At 70.5% G+C, this 19,720-nt stretch carries 20 protein-coding genes; 11 read left to right on the forward strand and 9 right to left on the reverse strand.

What is annotated here, in order from left to right:
- Positions 1–42 precede the first annotated feature (42 nt).
- Together RS82_RS08135 and msrB are read right to left on the reverse strand one after the other, a co-directional pair.
- Positions 43–585 carry a nitroreductase family protein gene (locus RS82_RS08135; RefSeq protein WP_045298333.1) on the reverse strand — a complete coding sequence of 181 codons (543 nt, stop codon included), beginning with the start codon at positions 583–585 and terminating at the stop codon, positions 43–45.
- Entirely contained in the window at positions 585–995 is a 411-nt protein-coding gene (gene msrB / locus RS82_RS08140; protein ID WP_045298145.1) for a peptide-methionine (R)-S-oxide reductase MsrB, read from the reverse strand. Before msrB ends, RS82_RS08135 begins: the two co-directional genes overlap by 1 nt.
- Before the next feature lie 197 nt (positions 996–1,192).
- Here msrB and RS82_RS08145 point away from each other — a divergent pair, with 197 nt between their 5' ends.
- From RS82_RS08145 to groL, 5 genes are all read left to right on the forward strand, one after another.
- Positions 1,193–2,212 (forward strand): DUF2332 domain-containing protein, encoded by a 1,020-nt coding sequence (locus RS82_RS08145; protein ID WP_045298147.1) that lies wholly within the window; start codon positions 1,193–1,195, stop codon positions 2,210–2,212.
- A gap of 9 nt (positions 2,213–2,221) precedes the next feature.
- Positions 2,222–2,470, forward strand: coding sequence for a DUF3263 domain-containing protein (locus RS82_RS08150; protein WP_045298149.1), 249 nt, complete (start codon positions 2,222–2,224; stop codon positions 2,468–2,470).
- A 68-nt stretch (positions 2,471–2,538) separates the two neighbouring features.
- Complete coding sequence (locus RS82_RS08155) at positions 2,539–3,108, forward strand: LytR C-terminal domain-containing protein (RefSeq protein ID WP_045298152.1); 570 nt, start codon at positions 2,539–2,541, stop codon at positions 3,106–3,108.
- A 130-nt stretch (positions 3,109–3,238) separates the two neighbouring features.
- The gene (locus tag RS82_RS08160; RefSeq protein ID WP_045298154.1) at positions 3,239–3,439 is read left to right on the forward strand and encodes a cold-shock protein; all 201 of its coding nucleotides are present in this window, start codon (positions 3,239–3,241) and stop codon (positions 3,437–3,439) included.
- Positions 3,440–3,627: 188 nt separating this feature from the next.
- Positions 3,628–5,247 carry a chaperonin GroEL gene (gene groL, locus RS82_RS08165; RefSeq protein ID WP_045298156.1) on the forward strand — a complete coding sequence of 540 codons (1,620 nt, stop codon included), beginning with the start codon at positions 3,628–3,630 and terminating at the stop codon, positions 5,245–5,247.
- A gap of 79 nt (positions 5,248–5,326) precedes the next feature.
- On the opposite strand, the gene RS82_RS08170 is transcribed toward groL, so the two are convergent.
- From RS82_RS08170 to RS82_RS08185, 4 genes are all read right to left on the reverse strand, one after another.
- A complete protein-coding gene (locus RS82_RS08170) occupies positions 5,327–5,614 on the reverse strand; it encodes a WXG100 family type VII secretion target (RefSeq protein WP_045298158.1) in 288 nt (95 codons plus the stop codon).
- A 138-nt stretch (positions 5,615–5,752) separates the two neighbouring features.
- Positions 5,753–7,387 (reverse strand): sensor histidine kinase, encoded by a 1,635-nt coding sequence (locus RS82_RS08175; RefSeq protein ID WP_245619556.1) that lies wholly within the window; start codon positions 7,385–7,387, stop codon positions 5,753–5,755.
- Between the two features lie 166 nt (positions 7,388–7,553).
- Positions 7,554–8,246, reverse strand: a complete 693-nt coding sequence (locus RS82_RS08180) for a response regulator transcription factor (protein WP_045298162.1) — start codon at positions 8,244–8,246, stop codon at positions 7,554–7,556.
- A 64-nt stretch (positions 8,247–8,310) separates the two neighbouring features.
- Positions 8,311–9,063, reverse strand: a complete 753-nt coding sequence (locus tag RS82_RS08185; RefSeq protein WP_045298164.1) for a helix-turn-helix domain-containing protein — start codon at positions 9,061–9,063, stop codon at positions 8,311–8,313.
- Between the two features lie 102 nt (positions 9,064–9,165).
- On the opposite strand from RS82_RS08185, the gene folE reads away from it, so the two are divergent.
- The 4 genes from folE to RS82_RS08205 are packed head-to-tail and all read left to right on the forward strand — an operon-like array spanning position 9,166 to position 12,629.
- On the forward strand, positions 9,166–9,768 hold the full coding sequence (gene folE / locus RS82_RS08190) for a GTP cyclohydrolase I (RefSeq protein WP_245619549.1): 603 nt from the start codon (positions 9,166–9,168) through the stop codon (positions 9,766–9,768).
- A gap of 28 nt (positions 9,769–9,796) precedes the next feature.
- A complete protein-coding gene (locus RS82_RS08195; RefSeq protein ID WP_045298166.1) occupies positions 9,797–11,017 on the forward strand; it encodes an NAD(P)/FAD-dependent oxidoreductase in 1,221 nt (406 codons plus the stop codon).
- On the forward strand, positions 11,014–11,922 hold the full coding sequence (gene folP, locus RS82_RS08200) for a dihydropteroate synthase (protein WP_425411882.1): 909 nt from the start codon (positions 11,014–11,016) through the stop codon (positions 11,920–11,922). The genes RS82_RS08195 and folP overlap by 4 nt, the downstream gene beginning before the upstream one ends.
- Positions 11,922–12,629 (forward strand): pyrimidine reductase family protein, encoded by a 708-nt coding sequence (locus RS82_RS08205; RefSeq protein WP_045298168.1) that lies wholly within the window; start codon positions 11,922–11,924, stop codon positions 12,627–12,629. The genes folP and RS82_RS08205 overlap by 1 nt, the downstream gene beginning before the upstream one ends.
- Positions 12,630–12,653: 24 nt before the next feature.
- Here RS82_RS08205 and RS82_RS08210 read toward each other — a convergent pair whose 3' ends face one another.
- Positions 12,654–13,205, reverse strand: a complete 552-nt coding sequence (locus RS82_RS08210; RefSeq protein ID WP_045298339.1) for a TetR/AcrR family transcriptional regulator — start codon at positions 13,203–13,205, stop codon at positions 12,654–12,656.
- A gap of 73 nt (positions 13,206–13,278) precedes the next feature.
- Here RS82_RS08210 and RS82_RS08215 point away from each other — a divergent pair, with 73 nt between their 5' ends.
- Both RS82_RS08215 and RS82_RS08220 read left to right on the forward strand, forming a co-directional pair.
- Positions 13,279–14,151 (forward strand): alpha/beta fold hydrolase, encoded by an 873-nt coding sequence (locus tag RS82_RS08215; protein WP_052676744.1) that lies wholly within the window; start codon positions 13,279–13,281, stop codon positions 14,149–14,151.
- Positions 14,152–14,387: 236 nt separating this feature from the next.
- Positions 14,388–16,244, forward strand: a complete 1,857-nt coding sequence (locus tag RS82_RS08220; RefSeq protein ID WP_045298173.1) for a bifunctional metallophosphatase/5'-nucleotidase — start codon at positions 14,388–14,390, stop codon at positions 16,242–16,244.
- 57 nt (positions 16,245–16,301) lie between these two features.
- Here RS82_RS08220 and RS82_RS08225 read toward each other — a convergent pair whose 3' ends face one another.
- Complete coding sequence (locus RS82_RS08225) at positions 16,302–17,942, reverse strand: DNA repair helicase XPB (RefSeq protein ID WP_045298175.1); 1,641 nt, start codon at positions 17,940–17,942, stop codon at positions 16,302–16,304.
- 45 nt (positions 17,943–17,987) lie between these two features.
- Complete coding sequence (locus tag RS82_RS08230; RefSeq protein WP_045298177.1) at positions 17,988–19,715, reverse strand: helicase-associated domain-containing protein; 1,728 nt, start codon at positions 19,713–19,715, stop codon at positions 17,988–17,990.
- Positions 19,716–19,720: the final 5 nt, after the last annotated feature.

The following is a 19,720-nucleotide window of genomic DNA, read 5'->3' on the forward strand; positions in this document are numbered from 1 at the left end:
GGCCCTCGGCCCCACGCACGGAGAAGAACGCGTTGGGCCGTGTCAGCTCTTCGGCATGCGGCTCACGAAGCGGGTGGCGTCGACGCCCTTGCGGCGGGTCGGACGCGAGCGCTTCGGCTTGCCGCCGACGTAGAGCCAGCCGAGCAGCTCCTCGTTCTTCTTGAGGCCGTGGGCCTTCGCGACGGCCTTCGACCGGGTGTAGTCGCCGGTGCGCCAGAAGACACCCCAGCCGGCCTCGTCGAGCACCAGGCTCAGCACGTGCGCGACTCCGGAGGCGACGGCCTCCTGCTCCCACCGCGGCACCTTATGCGTCTTGCTGTAGCTCGCCACCACCGCGATGAGCAGCGGCGCCCGCATCGGCTTGGACGACGTGCCCTTGTCGCCCTCGGCCTTGTTGATGGCCCGGCCCAGGCGCTGTCGATCGGCACCGCGCAGCTCGATGAGACGCCACGGGTGCAGCGACTTGTGGTCGGCGACGCGCCCGGCGGCGGCGACGAAATCGAGGAGCTCCTCGTGCGTAGGCGCCTCATCCGTCACCTTCGACCACGACCGCCGCGCGAGTGCGGCGTCGAGCGCGCCGGACATCACGCCGCGCCCTCGCCGGGCGTGAACTGCAGCGAGATCGAGTTCATGCAGTAGCGGTCGCCGGTGGGGGTGCCGAAGCCGTCGGGGAACACATGGCCCAGGTGCGAGCCGCAGTTCGCGCAGCGCACCTCGGTGCGCACCATGCCGTGGCTGTCGTCCTCGATGAGCTCGACCGCCTCGGGGCGGATGGACTCGTAGAAGCTCGGCCAGCCGCAGTGCGAGTCGAACTTCGTCCCGCTCTGGAACAGCTCGGCGCCGCACGCCGCGCACGTGTACAGTCCGGCGCGGCTCTCGTCGAGCAGCTCACCGGTCCAGGGCCGTTCGGTGCCCGCCTGGCGCAGCACGGCGTACTGATCGGGGGTCAGCTCGTCGCGCCACTCGGCTTCGCTCTTGTCGACGGCGTAGCTCATGGTTCCTCCTCGCCGCCCACTGCGGCCACGCTCCATTCAACCCCAGCTGCCGGGGCGGTGGGCCGCACCGGGTCGCCCGCATCCGTGAAACCCCACCGTGCGGACGAGACCTCGGGGTTTCCCCACGGTCTCGTCCTTCGACTGCGGTCTCACCGACGCGCGCGACGGGACGGGACGGTGTGGGCGAGGATGAGGGCATGGACGAGGCGGACGCACACGAGCGCGCGGCGGTCGTCGAGCGGTACGCGCGTTTCGCGCGCGACGAGGCGCCCGGCCGCTCGCCGCTGTACGCCGAGTGGGCGGACGGGGTCGCCTCCGATCCGGAGCTCGCCGCCATCCTCGCCCGCATCCCCGCCACTCGGCGGCAGCCGCCGCTCGTCTTCGCGGTGACCCGCATGCTCGGCGCCCCCGAGGGCGCGTTCCCGGCCTGGGCCGCGTGGCTCGTCGAGCACGGCGAGGAGGTGGTGGCCGAGGCATCCGTCCGTCGTCTGCAGACCAACGAGCCGCAGCGGTGTGCCGCCCTGCTCCCGGCGCTCGCGACGGTCGACGGGCCGATCGCACTGCTCGAAGTCGGCGCGAGCGGAGGGCTGTGCCTGTACCCCGACCGCTACTCGTACCGCTACCGGGGGAGCGGTGGCGTCCTCGCGCTCGATCCCGACGCCGGGGCCTCACCGGTGGTGCTCGAGTGTGACGTCACCGGCGAACCGCCGCTGCGGCTGCCGGAGGTCGTGTGGCGCGCCGGGATCGACCTCGAGCCGCTCGACGCGGCCGACGTGGGCGACCGTCGGTTCCTCATGAGCCTCGTGTGGCCGGGCGAGAGCGGAAGGACGGAGCGGATCGCCGCCGCCCTCGACATCGCCGCCGCAGAACCGCCGCACCTGATCGCCGGCGACGCATCCGACCCCGAGGTGCTGCGCGCGGCCGCCGCGCTCGCACCCGCCGACGCGACGCTCGTCATCAGCACGCCGGGGGTCCTGCCGCACATCCCGCGCGCCGGACGCGAACGCCTCCTCGATGCCGTGCGCACCCTCGACGCGGTCTGGATCACGATCGACCCGCCCGCGCTGCACGATCGGTGGCGGCCTCCCGTCGACGCCGCGTCGTGGGGCGGCTTCGTGCTCGGTCGCGGCGGTCACCCGCTCGCTGCGGTCGACCCGCTCGGCTCGTTCGTGCACTGGCGCGCGTGGCTCACGGGAGGAACGGATGCCGCGGGCTAGCGTGGAGGCGTGCCTCTGACCGACCGCGACCGCGCCATCCTCGACTTCGAGGCCGAGTGGCGCCGGCACGCGGGGGCCAAGGAGGAGGCCATCCGCTCCGACCTGGGCCTGTCGCCCGCGCGGTACTACCAGCTGCTCGGCCGCCTCATCGACACGACCGACGCGCAGGAGCACGACCCCATGCTCGTGAAGCGGCTCCGCCGGCTGCGCGAGGCGCGTCTGCACGAGCGCGCCGGCCGCGCCGCCGACGCGCGCTGACCCGCCGCCGCGCGCCACGCGGGCCGTCACGGACCGGGAGCCCGGGGTTCGGCGGGTAACATCGACGGGTGCCGACCACCAGCTTCCCCCGGGATCGTTTCGACGATGTGCCGGAGACGGACCGCGTCGGCGCCCACCGGGCCGAGAACCCCCGGATGCGGGGATGGGTCGTCCTGCTGTGGGCCGCGCTGGCCACCGTCGTGCTCATCGTCGTGGGCATCTTCGGCACACTGCTGGCGTCCGGGCGCATCGAGCTGGTCCCCACGCCCACCCCGACCGTGGAACCGGTTCCCGAGGTGACGCCGGTCGTCGACGTGAACTACGACGTGATGATCCTCAACGCGACCCCCGAGCAGGGTCTCGCGACGCAGATGAAGGACGTCGTCGTCGGTGCGGGCTGGGCGGATGACAAGGTGACCGCGGGCGAGGCGGGGTCGCAGGACTTCCCGACGACCACCGTGTTCTACGTCGACCCGGCTGACGAAGCCGCGGCCGCGGGCCTCGCCGGCATCATCGGAGGCGCCGAGATCGAGCAGAGCGAGGCGTACCCCGCGACCACGGAGGGCGTGCCGCAGCTCACTGTCGTGATCGGTCTCGACCGCACGGCTGCGGGGCAGACCCCGGCCCCTACGCCCTGACCCGTCGAGCGCGTGTTTCGCGCCGGTAAACACTTGTGTGCCTGCATGTCAACAAGTGACGAAACGCGCGGATGCCGCGATTTGGCCTGCATACGATGAAGCCCTGCACCGCCGGCAACAGGAGAAACGCATGACCCAGGGCACCGTCAAATGGTTCAACGCCGAGAAGGGATTCGGCTTCATCACCGTCGCCGACGGCCAGGACGTCTTCGTCCACTACTCGAACATCGACATGTCGGGCTTCCGCGTGCTGGAGGAGGGGCAGACCGTGGAGTTCACGGTCGGCTCCGGCCAGAAGGGGCCGCAGGCCGAGTCCGTGCGCGTCGTCTGACGCCCGGCTCAGCGCCCGACGCTGAACCGACACCGGAGACGGGATGCCGAGAGGCGTCCCGTCTCCTTGCGTTTCAGCATCCGTCCCCACGGCTTGCACTCGGTAGGGTCGAGTGCCAGAATGATTTAGCACTCGTCTTCATTGAGTGCTAATACCCAAAGCCAACGTTCCGGAGGGACGACACACACATGGCAAAGATCATCGCTTTCGACGAGGAGGCCCGTCGCGGCCTCGAGCGCGGCCTCAACATCCTGGCCGACGCCGTCAAGGTGACGCTCGGCCCGCGCGGTCGCAACGTCGTGCTCGAGAAGAAGTGGGGCGCCCCCACGATCACGAACGACGGTGTCTCCATCGCCAAGGAGATCGAGCTGGACGACCCGTACGAGAAGATCGGTGCGGAGCTCGTCAAGGAGGTCGCCAAGAAGACCGACGACGTCGCCGGTGACGGCACCACCACCGCGACCGTTCTGGCTCAGGCGCTCGTGCGCGAGGGCCTGCGCAACGTCGCGGCCGGCGCCGACCCCATCTCGCTCAAGAAGGGCATCGAGAAGGCCGTCGCCGCCATCACCGCCGAGCTGCTCGAGTCGGCCAAGGAGGTCGAGTCCAAGGACCAGATCGCCGCCACGGCGTCGATCTCGGCCGCCGACCCCGAGATCGGCCAGCTCATCGCCGAGGCCATCGACAAGGTGGGCAAGGAGGGCGTCGTCACCGTCGAGGAGTCGCAGACCTTCGGCACCGAGCTCGAGCTCACCGAGGGCATGCGCTTCGACAAGGGCTACATCAACCCCTACTTCGTCACGGACCCGGAGCGCCAGGAGGCGGTCTTCGAGGACCCGTACATCCTCATCGCGAACCAGAAGATCTCGAACATCAAGGACCTTCTGCCCGTCGTCGACAAGGTGATCCAGGACGGCAAGGAGCTCGTCATCATCGCCGAGGACGTCGAGGGCGAGGCTCTCGCGACGCTCGTGCTCAACAAGATCCGCGGCATCTTCAAGTCGGTCGCCGTCAAGGCCCCCGGCTTCGGCGACCGTCGCAAGGCGCAGCTGCAGGACATCGCGATCCTCACCGGCGGCCAGGTCATCACCGAGGAGGTCGGTCTCAAGCTCGAGAACGCCACCCTCGACCTGCTCGGCCGTGCGCGCAAGGTCATCGTCACCAAGGACGAGACGACCATCGTCGAGGGCGCCGGTGAGGCCGGCCAGATCGAGGGTCGCGTGACCCAGATCCGCCGCGAGATCGACAACACCGACAGCGACTACGACCGCGAGAAGCTCCAGGAGCGCCTCGCCAAGCTCGCCGGCGGCGTTGCCGTCATCAAGGCGGGCGCGGCCACCGAGGTCGAGCTCAAGGAGCGCAAGCACCGTATCGAGGACGCCGTCCGCAACGCGAAGGCTGCCGTCGAGGAGGGCATCGTCGCCGGTGGTGGCGTCGCGCTCATCCAGTCGGGCCGCAAGGCTCTCGACTCGCTCGAGCTCACCGGTGACGAGGCGACCGGTGCCAACATCGTGCGCGTCGCGATCGAGGCTCCGCTGAAGCAGATCGCCCTCAACGCGGGTCTCGAGCCCGGTGTCGTGGCGAACAAGGTGTCGGAGCTCCCGCTCGGCCACGGCCTCAACGCCGCGACGGGCGAGTACGGTGACCTGTTCGCGCAGGGCATCATCGACCCCGCCAAGGTGACCCGCTCGGCGCTGCAGAACGCCGCGTCGATCGCCGGCCTCTTCCTCACGACCGAGGCCGTCGTCGCCGACAAGCCCGAGAAGGCCGCCGCTCCCGTCGGCGACCCGACCGGTGGCATGGACTTCTGATCCAGAACTCCACGACCGCGTAACGCGTTCACAGAACGGCCCCTCCGCGCGGAGGGGCCGTTCTGCGTTCCGGTGGGGGTCAGCGGAACAGGCTCGTGGTGGCGAGTTCGGTGTCGGCGTACTGGTGGCCGGCCGCCGCGAGCGCGGCGTTGATGTTCGCCAGTGATTCCTCGACCTGACGCTGCGTCGCCCGCCACTGCTCGACGACGCCCGCGAACGCGGCCGAGGCCGATCCGGTCCACGACGACTGCAGCTGCGTGAGCTGGGCGAGCATCGCGTTCGACTCCGCCTGCAGTCGGTCGATCGTGCCCCGCACCGTGGCGGTCGAGGTGAGGATGCTGTCGCTGTCGACGGTGAAGACGGCCATTCGGGGCTCCTGATCAACGTGCGGCGGCCGGATGCCGAACCGCGGTGAAGCCACGCTAGGCGTCCGACAGCGCGGGGCGGAGGCATCCGTCGTCAGCTGTGCACGATGAGGCACCGGCCGCGGCTGGGGAGGAGGCGCTCACTCGGGGGCGTCGGCGAGCCTCGCCATGGGCTGGGTCGCGAGATCGACGTGCTCCGCCGCGTCGCGCGCGTCGGCGAGGGGGAACGCCACGCGGAAGGTCGCACCGCCCCCCGGCGTGTCGACGACCCCGACCGAGCCGTGCAGCGCCTCGACGATCGATGCGACGATCGACAGGCCCAGACCCGACCCGCCGGTCTCGCGCGTGCGCGACGTGTCGGCCCGCCAGAAGCGCTGGAAGATCTTGTCCTTGATCTGGTCGGGCACGCCCTCGCCGTGGTCGATCACCTCGATCCACCCCATGCGATCGCGCACGTCGACGCCGACGCGCAGCTCGACGGGGGACTCGTCCGACGAGTACCGCCGCGCGTTGCCGAGCAGGTTCGTCACGACCTGGCGGATGCGATTCTCGTCGCCGAGCACCACCGGCAGGAGGCCGTCGACGGGCGGCTCCGGGTCGGCGTCGGGAAGGATCGTCGGCAGCGTCGCACTCGCGGCGGCTCCCGCGGCGGGCACCGGCTTCGGGCGGCGGCGCAGCAGCGACAGCGTCGCACCGGCGCGCGAGATCGCGGAGGGCCCCCCGGCGCGGCGCTTGGTCTCGGGCGGGACGGATGCCTCGTCCTCGGGCGGCAGCGCGGGCTCGCCGACCGTGGTGTCGATGACGGTGACCAGGCGCATCGGCGAGGCGGCGCGCACGTCGAGGGCGGCGTCGCGCGCGATGGGGCGCAGGTCGACGGGGCCGATCACGACGTCGCGGCGCTCGTCCAGCCGGGCGAGCGCGAGCAGGTCCTCGACGAGGACGCCCATGCGGATCGCCTCCTTCTCGATGCGCTCCATCGACTGGGCGACGTCTTCGTCGCCGCGGATGGCCCCCATGCGGTACAGCTCGGCATACCCGCGGACGGTGACCAGCGGGGTGCGCAGCTCGTGGCTCGCGTCGCCGACGAACCGCCGCATCTGCCGCACCGTCGAGTCGCGCTGCGAGAGAGCCGCGTCGACGCGGTCGAGCATCGCGTTGATCGCGGTCTTGAGACGGCCCACCTCGGTCGTCGTCGGCTCGATGTCGGTCATGCGCAGGCTGAAGTCGCCGCCCGCGATGGCGTCGGCGGTCGATTCGACCTGGCCGAGGCTGCGGAAAGTCAGCGTGACGAGGAAGCGCGTCGCCACCGCACCGGCGATGAGCACCACGAGCGCGAGGATCGAGTAGATGCCGATGTACTGCGCGATCGTCCGGTTGACGCTGGCCAGGGGGAGGGCGACGAGCTGCGGGTAGAGGATGCCGGTGTCCTCGGACGGCTGGGTCGAGACGGTGGCGAGGAACTCCGCTTCGCCGTCGTCCGACATGAGCTGCGTGATCTGCAGCTCCTTGGTGACCGCCTGCTCGGGCGTCAACGTGAGCGGCACCGCAGGAGAGGGTCCGCCGCGTCCGCCGACCAGCGCGAGGAGGTTGTCCTCCGGCGTCTTCGGCTCGTAGACGGCGACGAAGTAGTCGACGTCGGCGGTGCCCTCCTTCTCTTCGACGTCGAGGAGTCCGTCGACGGAGGAGAACTCGAGCAGGGGAGCGCCCGCTTCGGTGCGTGCGAGGGCGATGAGCTGCGTCTCGACGCCGTCGATCAGCGAGTTGCGGAGGAACAGGGCGGTGCCGACGCCGGCGGCGATGAGCCCGATCCCGAGGAGCGCGACGGTGACCCCGGTGACCTTCGCGCGCAGACTCGTGCCGCGCCACCACCGGGTGATCGCGTCGGGCTTGTGCGCCAGATGGTCCCCCTCGCTCGCTGCCGCGCCGGGCGGCGCTTCCAGGCTAAGCGGTCTTGCCGGCCTTCAGCATGTAGCCGAAGCCGCGCTTGGTCTGGATGAGCGGCTCGGACGAGTGCGGGTCGATCTTGCGGCGCAGGTACGAGATGTAGCTTTCGACGATGCCGGCGTCGCCGTTGAAGTCGTATTCCCAGACGTGGTCGAGGATCTGGGCCTTCGACAGCACGCGGTTGGGGTTGAGCATGAGGTAGCGCAGCAGCTTGAACTCGGTCGGGCTGAGGTCGATGGAGGCGTCGCCCACCTGCACGTCGTGGGTGTCCTGGTCCATCGTGATCTCGCCGGCACGGATCACCGACTCCTCATCGGCCTGCATCGTGCGGCGCAGGATCGCCTGGATGCGGGCGACGATCTCGTCGAGGCTGAAGGGCTTGGTGACGTAGTCGTCGCCGCCGGCGTTGAGGCCGGTGATCTTGTCTTCGGTCTCGTCCTTGGCGGTGAGGAAGAGGATCGGCGCGGTGTAGCCGGCGCCGCGGAGGCGCTTGGTGACGCTGAACCCGTTCATATCGGGCAGCATCACGTCGAGGATGATGAGGTCCGGCTCCTCCTCGAGCACCGCAGAGATCGTCTGGGCGCCGTTCGAGACGGCCCGTACCTGGAATCCGGCGAATCGCAGGCTCGTGATCAGCAGGTCGCGGATGTTCGGTTCGTCGTCCACGACGAGGATGCGCGGTGCGGTCATGCCCTCATTATGTCGGCGGAACCCATGCGGCGTCTGGATATCCGGCGACGCGGCCGAGAATCCGTCAGCCGGCGCTCTGGCGGATCTCGACGCAGCAACGGCCCGCCGCGGGTGCCAGGACAGGCGTCCGTTCATCGCCGGTGGCGGTCGCGAGCCCCCGCACGAGCTCGAGGTTCGCTCCGCAGATGAGGGCGGTGTGCCGGGCCGCGAGGGTGTGGAAGGGGCAGTTCTCGAGGACCAGATCGGCAGTGGTCCCCACGGCCCCTCCACGCGCCGCTGGCGCGTCGCGCGGAGCCTCCGGCCGCGTGGGCCCAGCCGCGTCCTCCGCGCCGTCCGCAGCGGCCGCGTCCTTCGCGCACGGCGCGTAGCCGCAGAGGGTGAGCGCCGCCTCGAGGTCGGCACACCCGGCGCCGATCGCGGCACCTGCGGCGAACGCCTCGGCCTCGAGCGCGTCGCGCACCGGCACCCCTCGCTCATCGGCCACCGCCGCCGCGGCCGCGAGCAGCTCACCGGCGAGCTCGTAGTGCCGTTCCGGGATGGTGGCGGCGAGCTCGGCGTCGGCGGCGCGGTAGAGCTTCGCCGGGCGCCCCGCGCCGGGGCCCGTGCGACCGGAACGCCTCTCGTACGAGATCGCCAGGAGGCCGGCATCCGCCAGCCGATCGAGGTTCACCGCCGCCGTGCTCCGCGGCATCCCGAGAGCGGCCGCAGCCTCGTCGCGGCCGATCGGCCGCTCGCTCGCGAGGCGGTACAGCTCGCGGCGCTGCGGGTCTGCGAGTGCCGCGACGGCCTCGGCGCGGTTGGGGGTGAGGATGCTCACGGCGTGAGTCTACCTCTAAAAGCAGGAATCTTGACAAAAGAATCCCAGAGTTCTAGCGTCGGGATCGGACGAGCCGATCGTGCTCAACACGAAGGAGTGGGGATGATGTCGACCCCGGCGCACGCGACGGCGCTGCACGCCCTGCCCGACGAGGCTCCGATCGATCGCGACGCGGCGATGCTCGCCGTCGGCGATCTGCTCGCGGCACTCGGCTTCGATCCGGACGAGGGCGACCTGGTCGAGACGCCGCGGCGCGTCGCCGACGCGTTCATCGAGATGATTACGCCCGAGCCGTTCGAGATGACCACGTTCGCGAACGAGGACGCGTACGACGAGCCGGTCGTCGTACGCGGCATCCCGTTCGTGTCGCTGTGCCGGCACCACCTGCTGCCGTTCCGCGGCACCGCGACCGTGGGCTACGTGCCCGGCGACCGTCTCGTGGGGCTCTCGAAGCTCGCGCGCGTCGTCGCGCACCACTCCCGTGGGCTTCAGGTGCAGGAGGCGCTGACGGTGCAGATCGCGCGCACGCTCGACAACGCCCTGGAACCGCGCGGGGTCGGCGTCGTCGTCGAGGCGGAGCACCTGTGCATGTCGGCGCGCGGAGTCCGCACCGATGCCGCCCTCACCACGACCACGGCGTTCCGTGGTGTGCTCGCCGCCGATCCGGCGATGCAGGCACGATTCGTCGGGACGCGCCCCGTCTGACGTCCCGACACAGGCGAGAGGAGTCGTCATGAGCCACATGCTGATCATCGGAGGAGGCCTCGCGGGCGGAACGGCCGCAGAGGCGCTGCGAGACGAGGGGTTCGACGGAGACATCACCGTCGTCGCCGCCGAGGCGCATCCGCCGTACCAGCGACCCCCGCTCTCGAAGGGGTATCTCGCGGGGAGCGAGGGTCTGGATGCCGTCCTCCTCCACCCCGCCGAGTGGTACGACGAGCGCGGAATCCGGCTGATCACCGGCGTCGCGGCCACCTCGCTCGAGCCCGCCGCGCACGCAGTGGAGCTCGAGGATGGCGAGAGACTGACGTACGACGCGGTGCTGCTCGCGACGGGGGCGACGCCGCGGATGGTCCCGCTGCCCGGCCACGACCTGCCCGGAGTCATGACGCTGCGGCGTCTGGACGACTCCGACGAGCTCGCGGCGCAGCTTCGCGAAGGCGGCAAGCGGCTCGTGGTGATCGGCGCGGGCTGGATCGGCATGGAGGTCGCCGCGACGGCCCGCGGCTTCGGCAACGAGGTCGCGATCCTCGAGCGTGACGCGGTGCCGCTCGCGATGGCGCTCGGCGCCGAGATGGGGGAGGTGTTCCGGGGGCTCCACCTCGAGCACGGCGTCGACCTCCGCACGTCGGTCGGCGTGGACCGCATCGTCGGCGAAGGGCGCGCCGAGGGGGTCGTCGTCGACGGCGAGACGCTTGCCGCGGACCTCGTCCTCGTCGGCGTCGGTGCGTCTGCGAACACGGCGCTCGCCGAGGAGGCGGGGCTCGACATCCTGAACGGCGTCCTGACCGATGAGGCGCTGCGCACGAGCGCGGCCGACGTGTTCGCCGCGGGAGACATCGCCAACGCGTTCCACCCCGTGCTGCAGCGGCACCTGCGCAGTGAGCACTGGGCGAATGCGCTGAATGCCGGCAAGGTCGTGGCGCGGTCGATGCTCGGGCAGCCGGCATCCTTCGACGACATCCCGTACTTCTACACGGACCAGTACGACCTCGGCATGGAGCTGTCGGGGTATGCGCCCCTGATGACGGATGCCGAGATCGTCGTGCGCGGCGATCTCGACGCGCGCGAGTTCATCGCCTTCTGGACCGACGACGGTCGTATCGTCGCGGGCATGAACGTCAACGTGTGGGACGTGAACGACAAGGTGCAGTCCCTCATCCGCTCCGGAGCGAGGATCGACCCCGACCGGCTGCGTGACCCCGAGGCGCCGCTGGAGGACCTGATCCCGTGACACTCGCGCCCGACACCGCCTCGGCCCTGCTCGCCCCGGTGCTCGACCTGCCGGGCGGTGCGCTCGACCTCTCGCGGCACATCGCGGTGATGGCGATCGTGAACCGCACGCCGGACTCGTTCTACGACCGCGGGGCGACGTTCGCGCTCGACGCCGCGGTGTCGGCCGGCTTCGCCGCCGTGGAGGCCGGCGCCGAGATCGTGGACGTGGGAGGCGTGAAGTTCGCGCCCGGCCCGCCGGTTCCCATCGACGAGGAGATCGCGCGCGTCCTGCCCGTCGTGCGCGAGCTGGCGCCGGTCGCCCGCGTGAGCGTGGACACGTTCCACCCCGAGGTGGCGCGGGCGGCGATCGATGCGGGCGCCGCGATCATCAACGACACGACGGGCCTGCACGATCCCGCGATGGCCGAGGTGATCGCGCGGGGAGGCGCCGGGGTGGTCATCGCCCACAGTCTCGCGGCGCCGCGCACGCAGCATCCGCTCCCGCACTACGACGACGTGATCGGCGACATCGCCGAGTTCCTCGTCGCGCGCCGTGACCTGGCGAGGGAGCGTGGGATTCCCGATTCGCGGATCGTGCTCGACCCCGGCCACGACCTCAACAAGAACACGCAGCAGACCCTGGAGCTCACCCGGCGCCTGGGCGAGCTCGCGGGGCTCGGCGCGCCGCTGCTGGTGGCGCTTTCGAACAAGGACTTCGTCGGCGAGGCGCTCGACCGCGAGAAGGGCGACCGCCTTCCCGGCTCCCTCGCCGCGGCCGTGTTCTGCGCGCTGAACGGCGCACGCATCGTGCGTGCCCACAACGTGCGCGAGACCGTCGACGCGATGCGCATGGTGGAGGCGATCCTCGGCTGGCGCCGGCCCGCCTACGAGCGGCACAACACCCGACCCGAGGGGAATGACTGATGCCGACGCGCTCCGAGCTCTTCGACGCCTATGCGCTGCACGGCCGCGACGGCACGCGCGTGCGCATGAACTTCGTCTCGAGCGCCGACGGAGCGGTCACGCTCGAAGGACGCAGCGGCGCTCTCGGTGGCGACACGGACCGCGAGCTCATGCAGGTGCTGCGCGCGATGGCCGACGTGGTGCTGGTCGGTGCCGGCACCGTGCGTGCCGAAGGCTATGGCGGACTGCAGGTCGATCAGGACGAGGTCGCGTGGCGCCGCGCCCGCGGACTCGCCGACCAGCCAGCGCTCGCCGTGGTGAGCGGCGGCCTGCATCTCGATCCGGCCGACAAGGTCTTCGCCGAGGCGGTGCGCCGCCCGGTGATCGTGACGACGGATGCCGCGGCCGCCGCGGACGGCCGGCGCTTCGAGTCGGTGGCATCCGTGGTGGCATGCGGGGAAGCCGGCGTCGATCTCGCGGCGATGCTGGCCGCCTTCGCGCGCCGCGGCTGGACGCAGGTGCTGTGCGAGGGTGGCCCGCACCTCTTCGGAGCGCTGCTGGAGGCCGATCTCGTCGATGAGGTGTGCGTCACGCTGGCGCCCCGGTTCGTCGGAGGTGAGGCGGGCCGGATCGTGCAGGGCGCGGCCGAGGCCGACCGGCGGTTCGCCCTCGGGAGTGTCGTGACCGACGACGAGGGGTTCGCGTTCCTCCGCTACGTCGCTCCCTGACCCTCTCGACCACGTCGTCCTCGATCATGCCGTGAGGCAACCGCGAACGGCGACGGCGACGCTCGGACGCACGGGCGCGGTCGGGTCGACACTGAGTCGATGCAGGATGATGCCGTCGCCGAAGGCCATGAATGCGTGCAGCGCCGCATCCGGATGGGGTGCTCCGAGCGCGACCAGGAGTCCGCGGGTCCACGCGGCGATGCCCTCGCGCTGAGCGCGAAGGGGTGCGAAGAGCACGGGGTCGGATGCCGCCTCGAGGAACAGTGCGTAGCGTGCCCGGGTGCGCACCGCGTGCGGTCCGGTGAGAAGTTCTATGCCCGCGCTGAAGATGTCGATAAAGCCTTCGAGGTCGTCGAACGGCTGAGCGAGCACCGCGGTGAGATCGCCGGCCTCGCGCTGCGCGATCCACTCCGCGACACCGGACAGCAGCGCGGCGCGGGTCCGGAAGTGGTTCGACGTCGAACCGCGCGGCAACCCCGCGTGCGCATCGACGCGCGCATGGGTGAGCGCGCGGATCCCCTGGGTGCCGACGAGTTCGACGGCGGCGTCCAGGGCGCGTTCACGGGTGGTGGTCATCCAGTCGAGCCTATGCGACCAGACCACTGTGAGAGCGGTGACAATCTACTATGAACGTAGTATCCTCGGGGTCATGACCGATGTCACGGGTCTCCGTTCGCGGATGGTCACCGCCAACGGACTGCGGATGCATGTGACCGAGATCGGCGCCGGTGAACCGGTGCTGCTCCTGCACGGTTTCCCTCAGAGTTCGCGGGAGTGGGCGCCGGTGATGGCGGGCCTGGCGGATCGGGCGCGCCTGATCGCGCCGGACCTGCGCGGGGCGGGGGAGACGGAAGCCCCGCCGTCGGGCTACGACGCGCGGACAGTCCTGCACGACGTGATCGCGCTGCTCGATGAGCTCGGCATCGAACGCGTGGACCTCGTCGGGCACGACTGGGGAGCGCTCGTCGGCTTCGACCTCTGTCTCGGGCACCCCGATCGGGTTCGCAGATACGTTGCCATCGCCGTGCCGGCCCCGTATTTCGACATGACCCCCGCGCTGCTGGCGGGCATGGGGAAGGCGATGCCGCACCTGTGGTTCCAGTGGGCGATCGCGACGCCGGTGCTCGGACCGCGACTGCTGTCGCGCGGAAGGCAGAGGCTCGCCCGTTGGCTGCTCCGCGGGTTCGAGCGGCGGCCGATGGACTCGGCGGATGTGGAGGCGTACGTCGCGGCGCTGCGAGATCCCGCTCGGGCCCGAGCGGCCTCGAAGCTCTACCGTGGACTGATCCTCCCCGCGTTCATGAAGATCATGCGCGGCGGCTATCGCGGGCGGGTCCTGAACACCCCGACGCTGGTGCTCTTCGGCGCCGACGACGCGCTGCTGCCCAAGGACGCCATGGCGGTGAGGCCCGAGGACGCGCCGCACACCACGGTCGAGTTCGTTCCCGGCGGAGCGCACTTCCTCGTCGATGACAATCCTGACGAGGTCACTCGACGGGTGGCCGGCTTCCTTCTCGACTGAGCTGCCAACCTGCTCCGCAGCATCCGGCCGCTAGTGCGTGGCTGCCTGACCCGGGTGGTGCGACCACACGCTGTTGTGCTCTGGCATGAGACAGGTCTACCCGCCCGGTCCGACATCCGGGTTTGCTCTGTCGTGTGCGCGCGCCGTGTATTAGGTTTCTCGTGATCGCGCCCACGAGGACGCGTGCATCTCGGCGGGCACAGCCGCCCGCCAGAAAACGGGAGGGTTCTGTGCACATGCGCAAGACATCGACGGCCCGGCTTGCGGGAGGCGCGGTCATCGCCGCCACCGCGGTCGCGCTCGCCCTGGTCGGTCCGGGATCGGCGGCTACCGCCGTGTCTGATGACAAGAAGACGCCGCCAGGCCAGCAGTTCGACATCCAGCTGCTGTCGTTCAACGACTTCCACGGCAACCTCGAACCGCCCGCCGGATCCAGCGGTCGCCTCGTCATCGATCACTTGCTCGCCCCCGGGGCGACCCGGCCGACAGACGTTACGACGGACACGCTCACGCCTGCCGGAGTCGGCGGGGTCGAGTACCTCGCGACCCATCTCGCGCAGGCGCGGGAGTCCAACCATTGGTCGCTCACGGTCGCGGCCGGTGACCTCATCGGCGCATCGCCCCTGCTGTCGGGCGCATTTCACGACGAGCCGACCATCGAGGCTCTCAACGCACTGAAGCTCGACGTGTCCGCGGTCGGAAACCACGAGTTCGACGAGGGCTACGTCGAGCTGCAGCGCATGGCGAACGGCGGCTGCATCGACGACGGCGACGGCGCGAACAACCAGAACTCCTGCCCGGACCGCAAGTTCCGCGGCGCCGACTTCGACTACCTGGCCGCCAACGTCGTGAAGGCGGGGACGAACGAGACGATCCTCCCGGCGTACACGATCAAGAAGATGAAGAGCGCCAAGATCGCCTTCATCGGAATGACCCTCAAGGACACCCCCGACATCGTCACCGCGTCGGGCATCGCGGGTCTCGAGTTCAAGGACGAGGTTGCCACTGCGAACGCACTGGTGCCCGAGCTCAAGGCGAAGGGCGTCAACGCGATCGTCGTGCTCATCCACCAGGGCGGCGTGCCCGGACAGCAGACCTGGTACGACCAGAACAACAACCCGTACCAGGTGAACCCGTCCTATGATGCGGCGTGCGCCAATGGCGCACAGCTCGATCCTACGAGCCCGATCATCCCGATCGCCCAGGGTCTCGACCCGGCGATCGACATGATCATCTCGGGGCACACCCACCAGCCGTACGTGTGCAGCATCAAGGATCCCGCCGGACAGGACCGCATGGTGACGTCCGCCTCGTCGTTCGGACGCCTCTACACCGACACCACGCTCACGTACGACAAGAAGGCCGACGACATCATTCGTACCTCGGTGAAGAGCGCAAACGTGCTCGTGACCCGTGATGTGGCGAAAGACAAGGCAGAGACCGAGCTCATCGCGAAGTACAAGACGCTGGTGGCCCCGATCGCGAGCAAGGTGATCGGCCAGATCTCGTCCGACATCAACCGCGCGGCCAACCCGGGCGGCGAAACGGCGCTGGGCGACCTCATCGCCGATGCGCAGCTCGCCGATCCCAGCGTCGTCGGTCCGTACGCACCGCCGGTCATCGCCCTGATGAATCCCGGCGGCATCCGTGCCGATCTGACGTACAGCGCGTCGTCGTGGGGCGAGGCGCCGGGGGCGGTCACGTTCGAGGAGGCGTTCACGGTCCAGCCGTTCAACAACTACCTGGTCTCGCTCGACCTCACCGGTGCGCAGATCAAGCAGCTGCTGAACCAGCAGTGGAGTGGAGCCAATGCGAGCGCGAAGAAGATCCTGCAGGTGAGCGCGGGCTTCGCGTACTCCTACTCGGGCACAACGCTCGGGGCGGTCACGCTCAACGGGCAGCCGCTGGCCGACACGACGGTATACCGCGTGGTCACGAACAACTTCCTCGCCGGCGGCGGGGATGGGTTCCCGACGTTCCTGCAGGCGCAGAACGTCTACTACGGCGGGCTCGACATCGACGCGTTCGCCGCGTACCTGACCGCGCACAGCCCCTACGCGCCGGGCGCGCTCAACCGCATCACCCTGCAATAAGCCGCGGGACAGCGGTGGCCCGGCGCGACAGGCGCCGGGCCACCGCTCTCTCAGCGGTCAGGCCGCGAGCGAGTGCGCGTCGAGGATCGTGTACGCGTAGCCCTGCTCGGCGAGGAAGCGCTGGCGGTTCTGCGCGAAGTCCTGGTCGACGGTGTCGCGTGCGATGAGCGTGTAGAAGCTCGCGGTGTGGTTCGACTGCTTCGGCCGCAGCAGGCGTCCGAGGCGCTGGGCCTCCTCCTGACGCGAGCCGAACGAACCGGAGACCTGGATGGCGACGGATGCCTCGGGCAGATCGATCGAGAAGTTCGCGACCTTCGACACCACGAGCACGGAGATCTCGCCGACGCGGAACGCCTGGTACAGCTCTTCGCGCTCGTCGATCGGGGTCTGCCCGGTGATCTTCGGAGCGTTGAGCGCTTCGGCGAGGACGTCGATCTGGTCCAGGTACTGGCCGATGATCAGGATGCGTTCGCCCTCGTGCCGCGCGACCAGGTCGCGCACGACCCCGATCTTCGCGGGCGCCGTCGCGGCGAGGCGGTAGCGCTCGTCGTCGGCCGCCGCCGCGTACTCGAGGCGGTCGCCGGCCGGCAGGTCCACCCGCACCTCGTAGCAGACGGCCGGGGAGATGAAGCCCTGCGCCTCGATCTCCTTCCACGGGGCGTCGAACCTCTTCGGGCCGATGAGGCTGAAGACGTCTCCCTCGCGGCCGTCCTCGCGCACGAGGGTGGCGGTGAGGCCGAGGCGGCGTCGCGCCTGCAGGTCGGCCGTCAACTTGAAGACGGGCGCGGGGAGGAGGTGGACCTCGTCGTAGACGATGAGACCCCAGTCGAGGGCGTCGAGCAGAGCGAGGTGGGCGTACTGTCCCTTCCGCTTCGCGGTGAGGATCTGGTAGGTGGCGATCGTGACCGGCTTGATCTCCTTGGTCTGGCCGGAGTACTCGCCGATCTCCTCGGGCGTGAGCGAGGTGCGCTTGAGAAGCTCGTCGCGCCACTGGCGGGCGCTGACGGTGTTGGTCACGAGGATCAGCGTCGTGGTCTTGGTGTCGGCCATGGCGGCCGCGCCGACGAGCGTCTTGCCTGCGCCACAGGGGAGCACGACGACGCCGGACCCGCCCTGCGTGAAGATGTCGACGGCCTGCCGCTGGTACGGCCGCAGGTGCCAGCCGTCCTCCGCGAGGTCGATCGGGTGCGGTGTCCCGGGCGTGTAGCCCGCGAGGTCCTCGGCGGGCCAGCCGATCTTCAGCAGCTCCTGCTTGATCTGGCCGCGCGCCCACGCGTCGATGACGAACGAGTCGGACGAGGGGTGCCCGATCAGCAGCGGCTGGATGCGCTTGTTCTTCGACACCTCGGCGAGGACCGCGGCATCCGTGGATCTGAGGATCAGCTCGCCGTCCTCGTTGCGCTCGATGACGAGGCGGCCGTAGCGGCCCACCGTATCGGCGATGTCGATCGATACCGACGGGGGCACGGGGAAGCGCGACCAGCGGTCGAGGGTCGCCAGCATGTCTTCGGCGTCGTGCCCGGCGGCGCGTGCGTTCCACAGCCCGAGCCGCGTGACGCGGTACGTGTGGATGTGCTCGGGGGCGCGCTCGAGCTCGGCGAAGATCGCGAGTTCGTGCCGCGCGCTCTCGGCATCGGGGTGCGCGACCTCGAGGAGAACGGTGCGGTCGCTCTGGACGATGAGGGGGCCGTCAGCCATAACGGACCAGTCTACCGGGGTGGAGGGGTGTCGGATGCTGCGGGCTCAGGCCGCGTGGACGCTCACGATGCTCGACACGGGCAGTGTGCGCTCGATGTCGGCGGCGCGGTCGCGTCCGCGCAGGCGCCCACCGCCGAGGCCCGCCGCCTCGAGCGTGAACGAGCGCTCCGAGCCGTCCGGCATGCGCACGACCACCACGATCTCCGCGCGGGCGCGCACCGCCTGCTCCAGCTCGCGTTCGAGCCAGCCGGCCTCGCCCTGGGTGCCGTGGCCGCCGCGGAGCGTGGCGATGAGGCGCGCGTACGTCTCCTGCGGGGTCGCAGCCGGCTCTGATGCGGTCGCGGTGGTGCGCCGGTGGATCGACTCGGGAAGCCCGCGGGCGTCGAGGGCGATGACGGGGTAGCGGGCGTCGACGAGGGTCCAGTAGACCGCGTCGCGAGCCACGCGGGACGAGAGCGCGTCGTCGCCTTCGAGCACGAGCAGCCCCAGCGGCCGCAGCGCCTGGTCGACGGTGATCGCGTCGAGCAGACCCTCATCAGGGCTCTCGACGCGGGTGCGGCCGGTAGCCTCGTCGGCGCGCACACGCACCAGGCCATGGCGGGTGGCCGTGCTCTCGATGAGGTAGGCCAGCGGCTGAGGTATGCCGGTGAGCGACAAGCCCGCCAGGAAGTCGCGCATCGACTCGGCCGTCTCGCCCTCGGTCATTCCGACGCCGATCGACTCGGCCGTGAAGCGGTACGTCGACGCCTGAGCGCGTGACTCCCGCAGTGCGATCGATCGCAGGCGCAGATCGAGGGCGGGTGCGAGAGGACCGGGCGCGATCGCGGTGAGGTCCGCCTGCAGGTAGACCCGGTCGATCTCGGTGGGGAGGTACGGCGCCATGGTGGCGGCATCCGCTCGCCCTCCCGCGCGCAGGGCAGCGGTCCAGGGGAACTCGGCCGGGGATCGGTCGGCGGTGAACAGCCCCCAGCGCACACCGATGCGGTGCAGCCGCTCCGCCCGGGCGGGCCACTCGGGGTCGAGAGGGTACGTGCCGGGCCATGCGTCCGGCGGGAGGAAGCCGTGCGACGGCGTGCGGAGCCCACGAGGAAGACTCGCGCGGAAGCCCTCGGCGATCGCCTCCCACCGCTCCGCCGTCGGCGCCTTCAGCCAGCGTTCGCCGGCTTCGGTGACGCTCCATTCGCGTTCGTGCGCGGTCGCGAGGCCGGCACCCGCTGCCGAGGCGAGCAGATCTTCGAGGTCGTCGGCGAACTCGAGGGCGCCGGCATCCAGCAGCCGGCGACGGTCCACGGCACTCACCGGTCCCGCGCCGGTACGCACGAGCGGCGTGTGGGAGCACAGGAGGAGCACGTCGGCGAGCGAGCCCGCGGTGGTGAACGCCCGCTCCGCGGCGGCGGCCGCGACGCGCGCGTCGGCGGGACCCGGTGCGACCGGCGGCGGCGATTCGGCGAAGGCATGCGGCGCCGTGGCGGCTGCAGCCGCAACTCGTTCCGAGACAGGGGCGTAGGGAGAGCCTTCGGCGTCGGTGAGGGCGAGGAGGGCAGGCTCGCCGTCGACGCCCGCGTCGCCCCGATCGAGGGCGAGGAGGTCCCGACGGTCGAGGCGCGTCAGCGCCCGGTCGACGGACGCGGGGTCGAGCAGGCCCTCCGCGGCGTCGAAGAAGTCGTGCCACGCCGCCTGCGGCGAGACTCCGCGCGCTGCGAGCGTCGTGGCGAGCGCGGCGTCGCCGAGCTCGGCGAGCCGCGTCGCGAGAGCGCGCGCGTCGGAGACCAACCGGG

The sequence above is a fragment of the Microbacterium trichothecenolyticum genome, assembly GCF_000956465.1.
Taxonomy (GTDB): Bacteria; Actinomycetota; Actinomycetes; order Actinomycetales; family Microbacteriaceae; genus Microbacterium; species Microbacterium trichothecenolyticum.